The sequence below is a fragment of the Bacillus sp. FJAT-27916 genome (assembly GCF_001183965.1).
Classification (GTDB): Bacteria; Bacillota; Bacilli; order Bacillales; family Pradoshiaceae; genus Pradoshia.
Map to the genome: position 1 here is coordinate 3,499,366 of NZ_LFZV01000001.1, position 12,447 is coordinate 3,511,812.

Annotated in this window: 13 protein-coding genes; 4 read left to right on the forward strand and 9 right to left on the reverse strand. The window is 43.4% G+C overall.

The window, feature by feature from the left end:
• Positions 1-8: 8 nt before the first annotated feature.
• A complete protein-coding gene (locus AC622_RS17175) occupies positions 9-506 on the reverse strand; it encodes a DUF421 domain-containing protein (RefSeq protein ID WP_049672165.1) in 498 nt (165 codons plus the stop codon).
• Between the two features lie 105 nt (positions 507-611).
• Positions 612-2,006 (reverse strand): LysM peptidoglycan-binding domain-containing protein, encoded by a 1,395-nt coding sequence (locus AC622_RS17180; RefSeq protein ID WP_049672166.1) that lies wholly within the window; start codon positions 2,004-2,006, stop codon positions 612-614.
• Between the two features lie 259 nt (positions 2,007-2,265).
• Between AC622_RS17180 and AC622_RS17185 the strand changes: the two genes are divergently transcribed.
• On the forward strand, positions 2,266-2,475 hold the full coding sequence (locus tag AC622_RS17185) for a hypothetical protein (RefSeq protein WP_049672167.1): 210 nt from the start codon (positions 2,266-2,268) through the stop codon (positions 2,473-2,475).
• Between the two features lie 12 nt (positions 2,476-2,487).
• On the opposite strand, the gene AC622_RS17190 is transcribed toward AC622_RS17185, so the two are convergent.
• The 3 genes from AC622_RS17190 to AC622_RS17200 all read right to left on the reverse strand — a co-directional run bounded on the left by AC622_RS17190 (position 2,488) and on the right by AC622_RS17200 (position 4,624).
• On the reverse strand, positions 2,488-3,375 hold the full coding sequence (locus tag AC622_RS17190; RefSeq protein WP_049672168.1) for a 50S ribosomal protein L11 methyltransferase: 888 nt from the start codon (positions 3,373-3,375) through the stop codon (positions 2,488-2,490).
• Between the two features lie 193 nt (positions 3,376-3,568).
• The gene (locus AC622_RS17195) at positions 3,569-3,916 is read right to left on the reverse strand and encodes a hypothetical protein (RefSeq protein ID WP_049672169.1); all 348 of its coding nucleotides are present in this window, start codon (positions 3,914-3,916) and stop codon (positions 3,569-3,571) included.
• 123 nt (positions 3,917-4,039) lie between these two features.
• On the reverse strand, positions 4,040-4,624 hold the full coding sequence (locus AC622_RS17200) for a vWA domain-containing protein (protein WP_231589550.1): 585 nt from the start codon (positions 4,622-4,624) through the stop codon (positions 4,040-4,042).
• Between the two features lie 97 nt (positions 4,625-4,721).
• On the opposite strand from AC622_RS17200, the gene AC622_RS17205 reads away from it, so the two are divergent.
• The 3 genes from AC622_RS17205 (at position 4,722) to AC622_RS17215 (ending at position 7,249) form a co-directional block, all read left to right on the forward strand.
• Entirely contained in the window at positions 4,722-5,213 is a 492-nt protein-coding gene (locus tag AC622_RS17205) for a hypothetical protein (protein WP_049672170.1), read from the forward strand.
• A 158-nt stretch (positions 5,214-5,371) separates the two neighbouring features.
• Complete coding sequence (exaC, locus tag AC622_RS17210; RefSeq protein WP_049672171.1) at positions 5,372-6,892, forward strand: acetaldehyde dehydrogenase ExaC; 1,521 nt, start codon at positions 5,372-5,374, stop codon at positions 6,890-6,892.
• Positions 6,893-6,910: 18 nt separating this feature from the next.
• Positions 6,911-7,249: a DUF779 domain-containing protein gene (locus AC622_RS17215; RefSeq protein WP_049672172.1), complete on the forward strand. Its 339-nt coding sequence runs from the start codon at positions 6,911-6,913 to the stop codon at positions 7,247-7,249.
• Positions 7,250-7,296: 47 nt separating this feature from the next.
• Here the strand turns inward: AC622_RS17215 and AC622_RS17220 are convergent, their stop codons facing one another.
• The 4 genes from AC622_RS17220 to AC622_RS17235 all read right to left on the reverse strand — a co-directional run bounded on the left by AC622_RS17220 (position 7,297) and on the right by AC622_RS17235 (position 12,388).
• Positions 7,297-8,145: an undecaprenyl-diphosphate phosphatase gene (locus tag AC622_RS17220; protein ID WP_049672173.1), complete on the reverse strand. Its 849-nt coding sequence runs from the start codon at positions 8,143-8,145 to the stop codon at positions 7,297-7,299.
• A 500-nt stretch (positions 8,146-8,645) separates the two neighbouring features.
• Positions 8,646-10,991, reverse strand: a complete 2,346-nt coding sequence (locus AC622_RS17225; RefSeq protein WP_197089952.1) for a polyprenyl synthetase family protein — start codon at positions 10,989-10,991, stop codon at positions 8,646-8,648.
• Positions 10,992-11,102: 111 nt separating this feature from the next.
• The gene (locus AC622_RS17230) at positions 11,103-11,675 is read right to left on the reverse strand and encodes an HD domain-containing protein (protein WP_049673050.1); all 573 of its coding nucleotides are present in this window, start codon (positions 11,673-11,675) and stop codon (positions 11,103-11,105) included.
• 416 nt (positions 11,676-12,091) lie between these two features.
• Positions 12,092-12,388, reverse strand: a complete 297-nt coding sequence (locus tag AC622_RS17235) for a hypothetical protein (protein ID WP_049672174.1) — start codon at positions 12,386-12,388, stop codon at positions 12,092-12,094.
• Between the last annotated feature and the right edge of the window lie 59 nt (positions 12,389-12,447).

The following is a 12,447-nucleotide window of genomic DNA, read 5'->3' on the forward strand; positions in this document are numbered from 1 at the left end:
CCGTCTATTTAGTCTGGAATCGTAGAACTCCCATCTTCGCTTGATTTGGAAAGCACAGAGAATTGACCATTCGATTCCAGTATGACAGCTTCTACTTCATCCAGACTCTCTTTCCCCTGCATCCGCACCGCTTGAATAATTTCTTCCTTTTCAATTCGTTCAGCCTCCATCACATCCTGGAAATACTGTCCCCTGAAATATAAAATGGATGCTTCCCCTTTAATGACATGGCTGATTTTGTTTGTCTCCGTCGTTGTCTTCGAGAATATCCACTGCAGGGCAATTAAGACAAAGAAGGCCGTCATTCCATCAAATATCGAAATGGCATTATCTAATAATACCGTCCCAAATACCGACCCAATTGAAACAGTAATCACTAAATCAAACGCATTTAATTGCGTCAACGTTCGCTTGCCAGCAATACGAAGCATAACGATAAGGGCAATGTAGGCCAAAATACCAATGACGATGATTCTGCCTAAGTCTCCCCAATTAAGTGTAAACATCTATATCCCCCCATTTCACAGTCTCCTTCTCCATTTCCGAAATGGACAACAGATAAACGTAAAAAAGCGTCCCCTATATCAGGGACACTTCATACTCAACCTTCTTTAGGATGTTCGCGGTACATAAATCCGCTGATTCGGAAAAATCAATTCTGGATTAGTGAGATTATTAATCCTCTCAAGCTCACGAATTGCCGTACGGAATCGGCGGGCAATCTCTGTTAAAGTATCGCCGAATTTCACTATATATTGAAAATATTCTTTCCGCGGCGGCGGCTGTCCTTCATCATTTTTGATTCGAAGGGTATCCCCTGGATACAGGACATTTGGATTAGAAAGTTGGTTATCCGATGCAATCTTCTCCACGGTCGTACCGTATCTTCTCGCCAATTCACTCAATGTATCTCCTCGTTGCACAATATATTCTGTCGTCGTCTCATACCCGCTTCTTACCGTAATCCGCAGCCTTTCACCCGGATAGATTAAATCCGGATTGGAGAGATTATTCTCCTTGGCAATTGATGCGGCTGTTGTGGAATATTTACGGGCGATTGCTGATAAGGTGTCTCCAGTCCTGACCGTATAATCAATTATCACCGCCGCCCTTTCCTGCCTGTCATCATCATAAATCGTCAGGCGTAATTTTTCTCCTGCATAGATGAGATCTGGATTGGAGAGATTATTCTCTCTGGCAATCGCAGCTACTGTAGTATGATATTTACGTGCAATTTCAGATAAGGTGTCACCAGCCTTAACCGTATAGGTGATTGTCTCAGACCTCGTCTCCCGTTCAGCTGGCTTAACCACTTCCCTGGTGTCACTGACCAATATCCCGTCATTGAATCGGTCTAAATCGACATCTCCGTCAATACCAGCCACGCTGCCTGAATCTGAATACTGCCACCCCGCCCATGATGACCATCTCACACCATCCGTTGGCTCACTCACCCCATACTCAGCTATCCATAGAGAATAATCCGTTAAGGCATCATTAAATGTGCTGGCTGCATTAGAAGCATCGCTATATACAACCGCTTCCTTGCCTGATAATCTCACAGTCTCCCGAATAAAGGCCAAGGCAATATCATTGATTTCCTCATTGCTCAATCCCGTTAAATCCTCAAAATCCATAGCTAGCTTGCCCTCAAATTCCTTGCCGCTGATTGTGGAGACAAAAAAGCGTGCTTGTGCCTCTGCCTGTGATTCGGTTCTTGCTGTCACATAATGATAGAATCCAACAAGGAGCCCGGCATCCTTAGCTCCATCATAATTACGTTCAAAATCAGGATCGACATAATCTGTTCCCTCACTAGATTTAATATAGACCATTTCAATACCTGCATCTGCGACTTCCCGAAAATCGATCTCTCCCTGCCATTCACTTACATCGATTCCCCGGAAGAGGTTTGAACTTTCTGGTTCCAGGGCATTGGCATTCTCAGTCGGTATAGCTAACAGGATTGCCAGCCCCATTAACCATCCACTCAACCATTTTCTCATCTGCTTTAGCTCCTTTAATCATTTCATCCATCATGACTGCTTGTACCTCAGTCTATTCGGAGAAGCCGAAAGCGTGAAGGAGAATATCATTACCTCTGAAAATTCAGCTTACAAATATCACACTATAAGCCCAATTTTATTCCATTTTATGTAATAAACCTCTTAATATTTACAATAAATTCCTCAATAAGATGATTACTTTGTCTTATATTGCGGTATTAAGGAGAAAGACTAAAGAAATTTTAAGGGGGAAAAACGATTGCAGAGACTAAAAATGATTGTTGATGACTTGCATGATAGTGAGGCGAAATCATTATTATTCCAAATTCTATTGAAGATTGAATCAGGCAAGGAGGGCGGCTTCGAGGTAGAGTCGTTTACTCGGGACTTAGAGGGCTTATATGACCATCTTCTCTATTATAAATCTGGAAACATCTCCACATATCCAAACAAAATAAGACAGCGCTAGGCTGTCCTATTGTTATCGGCTTTTTATGAGATAGGCTGTCACCCATTCATCTGTTTGATGAATTTCCTTCAGCTGATACCCGTTTTCTTGGTAAACCTTTAGAGCATCCTCCTCATTCCACGTCACCATCCCCGAAAGGATTAATCTCCCTCCAGCTGCCAGATGTCTATCAACAAAAGCGAATAATTGCTTAATTTCATTTGCAGCGATATTAATGAAAATCCAGTCGAACGTTCCATCAATCCCGAACTTTGGATTTAGAGCATCCGCACAGCTCACCTTGATATTGGACTCTACCCCATTCAGCCTGGCATTGTATAAAACCTCTTCACCAACATCCTCCATATCGATTGCTTGAATTTCCGAAGCTCCTGAAAGAGCGGCCCCTATACTTAATAGCCCCGCTCCTGTACCGATATCAAGCACCCTCATTCCTTTCATCTCTTCACGGAGAATGAGACGGAGACAGTCCTGTGTCGTTCCATGAAGACCTGAACCAAAAGCACGCGGAGGCTCAAAATGAATGATTTTGCCTGCCGGTACTTGCTCTTCCTGTACCGGTTTAATGAACCAGCCATTTTGAAGGTCAATGATAGGGAATGGCTCCTGCCATTCTACTGTATCAAGCAGCTGATAATGAACCTTTTCCTTTGCAACCGTAAGGATAGCCGCTATGGATGCCTGCTCCTTTTCAACATCCACCGGTATTGACTCCTCTTCAATAATCACCTTCAGGTCAACGGTGCCATCCTCAATCTCTTGGACACCATAGCCATTGTCAGAAGCATATTGCTCAATCGGCTGGTCGTAATAAGAATTGTAGTACCCATGCATATTCAGCTTTTCGATTGCTTCATCGACAGCTTCCTGCAGCATAGAAATCGTATATTCATGTAACATTTTCAACATCCTTACCTTCATCATTGATTGTTCTATTATAGGAGGGTTGCGAACAATTCGCAAACCTGCTTCGAATGTCTCAAACCCTCTCAGCTTCCCAATCCGGTGTTCCGAATCATTCGGAGCCCCCCTGCGAATCAATAAAAGCCGGCAAACAGCAAAAGACCCTGATGACATTCATCAGGGTTTTCGTTTAGAAAGAGAGAATCATATAATAGCAAACTGGGATTATAAATAGCAGCAATCCTGGAATGGACAGAATCAATCCGGCAATAGCAAGCCCTCTCCCCTTACTCGAATGCAGAGCAGCCAAGCCAAAAGGCAACGTGAGAAAGGCAAGGATAAAGCTGATTGATATAGCCAAGATGTCAATTGAATCAGCCATTTCGTAGGAGCTGACCGCATAATAGCCTAAAAGCATGAAGGCGAACGAGGCCAGGCCTGTCAATCCAGCTATCATTGCTGAACCGAGACGCTTATGGACATATACATTTGATTCATGGTGCATTGATGTTCGAGTTGCCTGGATACTTGAATACAAAACGACTCCTCCTAACCCCAAATAAGTGAAATCGTTCTATATATCGGTCAATATTCATTTTGTTCAACATACCTAGACGAAAAGGAAGGAGCATATCGCTCCTCCATAGCTCGAATACTATTTTTATGTTCTTTTTTCAGCCAATTTCATATGGACAGATGCATACATCTTTTGTACGCCGACGGATGAAGCTTCATATTGGCAGGCATCTTGTTCAGCAACGCCCAATTGTCCAGCTTCCTTAGCAGCATCGATATTGGCTCCGATAAAGAGGAATTCCCAATGATATTTCTCTTGCTGATGACGAATCATTTCTTTCACTTTGTCATACGTAAATTCCACGCTGGCATTCTCATAGCCATCTGTCGTAATGACGAAGATCACTTTGCCAGGACGCGCATCCTCCGCCGTATGTGCCAGACGCTGGCCAACGCTTAAAATTGTTTTTCCGACAGCATCAAGCAGGGCAGTCATCCCTCTGACATAGTATTCCTTCTCTGTCATTACTACTTGATTCGCATCCTTTCCTTCCCAAAGCACCTCATACTCATCATCAAATAAAATAGCGGTCACTGCAGTCTTGCCAGGCAGATCGCATTGTTTTTTCACCAAGGAGTTGAACCCGCCAATTGTATCCTTCTCCAAACCAGCCATCGAACCGCTCCGATCAAGGACAAAAATGAGCTCAGTCAATTGTTTATTCATCATCATCCATCTCCTCAAATGAATTATCTATCATGCTATAATTTTACCTAAGAGAGTGAAGCATTTGGTCGCTTTACAGGCGACAATAAGGAGGATGGTCATGAAACGAGAATACTTAATGCATGAATTGAAAGAGTATATGGCAGGCCGTCAGCTTGAACCTGTTGTTTTCGAAAGTCAGCTGCTGCGCTCAGCCACCCGTCACACCGAGGAGGAGGAATTGCAAGATTTCATTGAGACAAACAGGAAGCCGCCCCTTCAGCAAGTCCTATTCTCTTTTATTGATGAAAAAGGAAAAACAGATTCTGAGATTTACACACGTGCAGGTGTTGACCGCAAGCTTTTCTCAAAGATACGCACCAACCCAGAGTATCATCCCAGTAAACGAACCATCCTTGCCTTAGGGTTTGCCTTAGAGCTGCAAGAACCAGACTTGGAGATACTCCTTCAGGCAGCCGGGTATTCCCTCTCTGAAAGTGAGACGAGCGATTTAGTCATTCGATTCTTTCTCGAGAAAGCTATTTATGATATCGATCTTGTGAATCAAGGACTGGATTCCATGAATCTAAAACCATTGACCGGAATTTTATAAAGCCCCCTGTTTTTGTCAATCATATTAGTTGAAATTTTTGTGAACAACTATTTTAATAGAGTATAGAAAGCGCTTCCAGATGCTGGCTTGTTTTTCAAGATTTACAATTGCCAAGACATCTGATTCATTTTCAATACGAACATAAAGGGGAATGCTTCATGATCTACGCAAATCCAAATACAGATGGAGCCATTATTCAGTTCAAGGAGAAATACGATAATTTCATCGGGGGCAAATGGGTTGCTCCTGTTAAAGGTCAATACTTTGATAATAGATCACCTGTTAATGGTGAAGTATTCACACAGGCTGCACGCTCTTCCGCAGAGGATATCGAGCTTGCTTTAGATGCAGCACATGCAGCGAAGGATGCTTGGGGGAAAACATCTGCAGCTGTACGTGCACAAATCTTAAATAGAATTGCTGACCGTTTAGAAGAAAACCTAGAAATGGTCGCTGTCGCAGAAACATGGGATAACGGGAAGGCTGTCCGCGAGACATTAAATGCAGACATTCCGTTAGCAATTGACCATTTCCGTTATTTTGCAAGTACCATCCGCGCCCAAGAAGGCCGCACTACCCAGCTTGACAACGATACAGTCGCTTACCACTTCCAAGAGCCTTTAGGTGTAGTAGGACAAATCATTCCATGGAACTTCCCAATCCTTATGGCCGCATGGAAGATTGCACCGGCACTTGCAGCTGGGAACTGCATCGTCTTAAAACCAGCAGAGCAAACACCTGTCTCTATCATGGTCGTCATGGAGCTTATTCAAGACCTGCTTCCTGCTGGAGTGCTGAATATTGTAAACGGATACGGCATTGAAGTCGGTAAGCCGCTTGCGACAAATAAACGCATCGCTAAGATTGCCTTCACCGGTTCTACAGCTGTCGGCCGTCAAATCATGCAATATGCAACAGAAAATATCATCCCTGTCACGCTCGAGCTTGGCGGCAAGTCCCCGAATGTCTTCTTTGAAGATGTAATGGACCAGGATGATGAATTCCTTGATAAAGCGATTGAAGGATTAGTCATGTTCGCCCTCAATTCCGGCGAGATTTGTACTTGCCCTTCACGTGCGCTCATCCAAGAGTCCATTTATGATAAATTCATGGAACGGGCGATAGAACGCGTTAAAGCCATCAAGGTCGGCAACCCGCTTGATACAGACGTTATGATGGGAGCCCAAGCCTCCAATGAACAAAAGGAAAAAATCCTTTCTTATATCCAATTAGGTAAAGAAGAAGGGGCTGAATGCCTAATCGGCGGAGGAGAAAATAACCTCGGCGAAGGATTAGAAAAAGGCAACTATATTCAGCCAACTGTCTTTAAAGGCCATAATAAAATGCGTATCTTCCAAGAGGAAATCTTCGGACCAGTTCTTGGCGTGACTACATTCAAGGACTTCGATGAGGCAATGGAGATGGCCAATGATACCTTGTATGGCTTAGGAGCCGGCGTATGGTCCCGCAGCGGTGACCTTGCATACCGTGCAGGCCGTGCCATCCAGGCAGGACGCGTATGGACCAACACGTACCATCAATATCCAGCCGGAGCTGCTTTCGGCGGCTATAAATTATCTGGCATCGGCCGTGAGAATCATGCGATGATGCTAGATCACTATCAACAAACGAAATGTCTATTGGTCAGCTATGACCGCAAGCCACAAGGCTTCTTCTAAATCGAAAGGTTGATGATTATGCCAGAAAGAGTCATTGCGACAGATGCCGCCCTTAGTCTAATTAATCATTTAAGGGACATTCACGGCAGCATCTTCTTCTACCAATCCGCCGGCTGCTGTGACGGGTCGGCACCGATGTGCTATAGAGAGGAAGACTTCCGGATTGGGAATGCGGATTTGCTGCTCGGAATCATTGGCGGTGTTCCTTTCTATATGCACCAGAGCCAGTATGAATATTGGAAGCATACACAGCTAATCATTGATGCCATCCCAGGAAAAGGGGCTGAATTCTCACTCGATAGCATAGAGGAACGGCATTTCATCACAAGATCACATGTATTATCTAATGGAAATTAAACAAAAAAGCCATTTCACGAGTTAAATGTGAAATGGCTTTTCTTCGATTAAAAATACAAGAAGTAAATTGCCGCTACCAAGACAATTCGGTAGATGGCAAATGGCATTAATCGAATCTTATTAATTAGCTTCAAGAAGAAGCGGATCGATATTAGCGCAAAGATAAATGCACTGATGAAACCGACAATAAAGAATGGCAGAGCATCCAGATTGAAATGCTCCCAGTTCTTAACCAATGACAGCAAACTGGCCCCCGCCATAATTGGCACAGCCATGATGAACGTAAAATCAGCTGCCGCTCTATGACTTAATCCAAGCAGAACCCCGCCTGAGATGGTCGAGCCTGAGCGGGAAAAGCCTGGCCATAAGGATAAGCATTGAATCAATCCGATTGAGAGGGCCTGCTTATACGTAATTTGGTCAACCGTTGTTACCTTAGGCTCTTTCTTCTTGCCGCTTACGATATCTGCGGCAATCATCAGGAAGGACCCGACTAAAAGACCAATCATAACCGTCTCGATTGAGAAGAGATGCTCATCAATATAATCCTCAAACAAGAGGCCAAGAACACCTGCAGGAATTAATCCGACAATTACATGCGTTAAACGGAGATGATTCCCCTCAGCTGTTCTCTTATCCTCTTTCTTGCCGAAAAGCCGATTCAACCCAAGCATATCAATGAATCGATCCTTAAAGATAATAACAACTGCCAATATCGAGCCAAGCTGGATAACAATCTTAAAGGTATTCGCTGTATATTGCCCAAGGAATTCGGTGGACTTCAGCCACATCTCATCAACCAATATCATATGCCCTGTCGAGGAGACCGGCGCAAATTCCGTCAATCCTTCAACAAGCCCAAGGATAAACGCCTTCAATAACTCAATAAACTCCATATTTCTGCTCCCTAATGTTTGTTTTTATGCCTAACCGCAATTAGATAATATTACTAAAGTCTCTATGTTTACCCAATACAGTTTACACCATATTGTCCTCATTCGGAAACAAAAATTGTAGACAGCTAGAAACCAACACAGCATAGACGGTACTCCTGAATAAGCCACATTATCAAAATAGCGTAAGTAGAGAGAGTTTTGCGGAAATTCAGATGGAAAAAGGAAGATTTTCATCAAAAAAGATCATTAGTTTATCTATTTTGGACCTTTAAAGAAGGAGGAGGCTTTCTTTTTATGAGAAAACAACCTTATTTCATAGTTTAAGGGCGAAATCCCTTCGGTTAAGGGCGAAGCGGTTGACGTATCGGCGATAAATGTGAAGGATGGGCGAAAACAGGCGTTGACCATAGCTTCCGTCTGTTTTCTGTCAGAAGTTTCCCTGATTAATAATCCATACAAAAAGGCTGACCCTGAGCATCCAGGATCAGCCTCTCCCTTCATTATCTTTGACGATTAATTAGATAATCCAGCAGATGCTTCAAAAAATCTGTATTACGATTGATTCCCTGCAAGCTTTCAATCGCCTCACAGTAATGATGCCACATTTGTTTTCTCGCACCATCCACTCCAAGGACCGTTACAAAGGTTGAGCGTCCATTCTCTTCATCCTGGCCAGCAGGCTTTCCAAGAGCTTCCGAATTTCCCTCTGTATCCAGCAGATCATCCTTTATTTGAAAGGCGATACCGGCGTGATGAGCAAATTGTTTAAGAGCCTGCCTTTCACCCTCATCAGCCTCCGCAAGGATAGCTGGCATCATAACTGCTGCCTCAAACCCAATACCGGTCTTATAAAAGCACATGCTATTCAATTCTTCCAATGACACGCTGCCCTTCTTTTCCTCCAAGTCAATGACTTGCCCGCGGCACATTTGCATCGCAGCATTCGCTGAATATTGAATGAGCGAGAGAACGGCCTCCGGTTTGAATGACTGGATGGATGCCTGCTCTAAGGTTGCCTTTTGGATAAGAAAGATTCCTGTCAGTTCAGCGATTGCATTCGTATAGGCAATATGCAGAGCAGGCTGTCCACGGCGAGCTGCTGCATTATCCTGTGAGGGAAGATCGTCGAAGATTAAAGAGGCCGTATGCATATATTCAAGAGACTTCAGCACTGGTATCAAATCCTGCTTATTTAAACCGAACTCCATTCCCATCATCCACGCGATAACAGGCCGCATCCGTTTCCCATCTGCCATCAGGCTGTAGTTGGCCGCTTCCCGCAGCGTCCTTTCCTCTGGGAGCGCGTTTTGAATATCCTCTCCAAGCGGAAGAAAGCTGTTCATCTCTTCGCGCAGCTCATTTGTGAGGGAAGAAAATGTCTCACGGTCTGTCCTATCTTTCTCCAGCTGGGCGAGCATATGGTCACGCAGCAGTTTATCGAAGAAATCGACATTTTCTGCCTTCTTGACGAGCTTTTGAATAAGCCGGTTAAATTCAGGCATCCCAGCTGCGAATAAGCCCATGACCTCCTTGTATTTTTCCGCCCCGAACCGGACTTTATTTCGTTTCAGTCCATTGATGGCTCTGTCCAAAATGACTTCCCTGGCCAATTCATTCGAGGAATACACATAGTGAATCAAATTTGCGATGACGGCGAAATACAGTTCAAACGGATTAACCAGATCGGTCCGTTCCTTATGATGGGTCCAATAATAGGTGTAGGGAGTAACGGCTCCAGCTTGCAGATCATCAAATAAATCTGTAAAATCATCTGCGAGCTGATTGTAAATGCCGTAGTAAAACGTCCGCTCGTCAAAACCCTTATCTTCATCTGCGCCAATCACCGAACGAACAATTAATCTTGAGGAGGCTGATTTCAGAATGACAGGAATCAGAAGTTCCTCATTTGTGTAATCTGCATGAGACAATTCTTTATTACGGTCCAGCTCCTGTGCATGAAAAAAGACATAGGATTCTGAGAAAAAGGTATTTAAAGCTTCAGGTGACTGATGATTTTTCATATAAGTAAAGGCCTCTGAAAGTTCTGAGTGGATATAGGCAAGAATCTCCCTCTTCCCCTCCGGCCATTCCCCCAGCTCAGGAATTTCACGAGTGAGCAAGGCCGTACGAATCATGGCTGAATATTGCTCCTTCTCCTTGTCTGTCAAATAATTAGAGTCAAGGAGATCATCTACGAATGGATAGGTAAGACCATAGGCATAGCCCAGTCTTATCGCTTCATCAAGCTTAACCGCCCGAACATCCTCCTCTATGTCCTCACCCATTTGATCGTAGGCATGAAGCACAACCCCGGCGATAATTTTAATCAGCTTCCGCTTGGCATGACCTGCGTTCAGCTCGTCTGGAATATGTTCTGCCACGCTGCTCAATTTAGAAAACAGCCAAATGACGCTAAGCTCGATTCCTTCTTTCTCACCCCATCGATACAGCTCATCCCTGCTTAAGGTTCCTGCCTTCTCTTCAGTAGAATGGGCCACATATTTTTTTAAGCGCCTCACCGTTTGCTCGATTTCTTCTTCCGCCTCAGCTGTATCCATTGCCTTTCCAAGATCACGCATATATAAATAAGCTGCACTCCTGCGTAAATAGGGATCCAACTTTCCGGTGTAATCGAGCCACTTCAAGTATGGCCGATAACCAATACTCGAATCTTTTTTGGGCCCAGCTAAAAAGGGCAGATTCACATGATTCTCCTTCCATTCTGAAAAATCGTCTGTCAGCACAGGAATGAAATGGCGTTCAAGCACCTCTGTCCTTAATCTTTTAAAATATTGTTCAGCTCTTACCTCGGCTAATTGATAGCTTGAATGAGTCTCTTTCATCATAACAACTTCCTTCATAATCAAATCAAGGCTTTTTCAATCTAGATTGGCTGTTCTGATTGCCGTTATTCTTATCATAACGGCAGAATACATCAGGAAGAAGTCAGCCGCCATTCATTGGTTAAAAACTTCCTTAATTAAGCGGTCAAGCTCCTTCCACGCCGAGTAGCCTTCAAGCTCTTTTAAAGAATCACAGACGGAACGGTAATACCATGCATGCATTTGCGGATCCTTTACATTGAAGCGTTCCCACAGTTGATTCCCAATCTGTTCATAGTCCCGCTTGATTGAACGTATATTAGATAATTTATCGCCCAGTGTAATCATTTTTGTTTCCACACTTGCATCCTGCAAATGATGGATTGTCTCTTCCTTTCTCGTTTTCCATGTATCTCCCTTTGGCTTTCCATGATATTTGTTTTCTGTCTCGCTTTCAACAAGCCGGGCCACATCAACGCCAAATTGCTCCTCAATATCGGATACCGTGCAGCTAGTGTCCTCTAGAACATCATGGAGATAGGCAGCGGCAATAATTTTCTTATTATCAGTTAACGTCCGTACAATATCCGCTGTTTCCTCCAGATGCGTCATATAGGGAATGTTTGTCCCCTTTCGATAAGTCCCTGCATGAGCCTTTTCAGCAAATTGACAAGCTCGAACATCTATATCTTGTATGGATTCTTTCATGCCAAACACCCTCTCTCCTCTTCATAGAAAAAGCCCTCATTCAGAAAACATCGTTTCTTGAATCCAAGGGCTTCACCTTTACACCATTATTCCCTCAATCATCAATCTTCGCAACTAGTCTTCCTTTGACTTCATGTCGCTCAAGACGTTTCAAGCCCTCAGGAATCTCATCAAAGGTGACTTCCACTAATAAAGGATTAGCTCACTTTAATCTCCTGATGAATATATGTATAGCCTTGCAAATGTAAGCAACATCATTTATCTGTATATTGCAATAACTAAATTCCCATCAGTCATTTCAAATAAACATGTTATATATGTGAAAAATTTTCGATATTATTTTTTGATATAACAAAAAAACCACAGAATCTCTGGATTTCACCAGGTCTTTCTGCAGTTAGCCCGTTTTTGTTTTATCATTTGTCAATCCAACCTTTAATCCTTTCCTTGAAATCCTTCAATTTCTCCGGAACCTCATGGACACCGCTCCATTTTTGATAAAACTTCTCCCAGTCCTCTCCTGTCAGCCGATAAAATCTCTCCAACTGGTCTATATACGTAAACAAAGCTTGCTCCACCGCAATCTCAGGGATTTCATACTCCTTCGGTAAATCCATATCCAGACGCTGACAAAGTAGCTGATGCAATCTATTCATGTAACGTAATTGTTCGACATCTATCTTTACGTTCACATATTCCTTGTTATTCGACATCTTCCTCTTCTCCTTCACGACCGTCTAAATACCTATGATTAGTATATGTAGTTTAAGAA

Excerpts from the sequence above, each read along its gene's own strand:
- AC622_RS17175 (WP_049672165.1), bottom strand. The coding sequence starts at position 506 with ATGTTTACACTTAATTGGGGAGACTTAGGCAGAATCATCGTCATTGGT.
- AC622_RS17180 (WP_049672166.1), bottom strand. The coding sequence starts at position 2,006 with ATGAGAAAATGGTTGAGTGGATGGTTAATGGGGCTGGCAATCCTGTTA.
- AC622_RS17190 (WP_049672168.1), bottom strand. The coding sequence starts at position 3,375 with ATGTTACATGAATATACGATTTCTATGCTGCAGGAAGCTGTCGATGAA.
- AC622_RS17200 (WP_231589550.1), bottom strand. The coding sequence starts at position 4,624 with ATGATGAATAAACAATTGACTGAGCTCATTTTTGTCCTTGATCGGAGC.
- AC622_RS17205 (WP_049672170.1), top strand. The coding sequence starts at position 4,722 with ATGAAACGAGAATACTTAATGCATGAATTGAAAGAGTATATGGCAGGC.
- exaC (WP_049672171.1), top strand. The coding sequence starts at position 5,372 with ATGATCTACGCAAATCCAAATACAGATGGAGCCATTATTCAGTTCAAG.
- AC622_RS17215 (WP_049672172.1), top strand. The coding sequence starts at position 6,911 with ATGCCAGAAAGAGTCATTGCGACAGATGCCGCCCTTAGTCTAATTAAT.
- AC622_RS17220 (WP_049672173.1), bottom strand. The coding sequence starts at position 8,145 with ATGGAGTTTATTGAGTTATTGAAGGCGTTTATCCTTGGGCTTGTTGAA.
- AC622_RS17225 (WP_197089952.1), bottom strand. The coding sequence starts at position 10,991 with ATGATGAAAGAGACTCATTCAAGCTATCAATTAGCCGAGGTAAGAGCT.
- AC622_RS17230 (WP_049673050.1), bottom strand. The coding sequence starts at position 11,675 with ATGAAAGAATCCATACAAGATATAGATGTTCGAGCTTGTCAATTTGCT.
- AC622_RS17235 (WP_049672174.1), bottom strand. The coding sequence starts at position 12,388 with ATGTCGAATAACAAGGAATATGTGAACGTAAAGATAGATGTCGAACAA.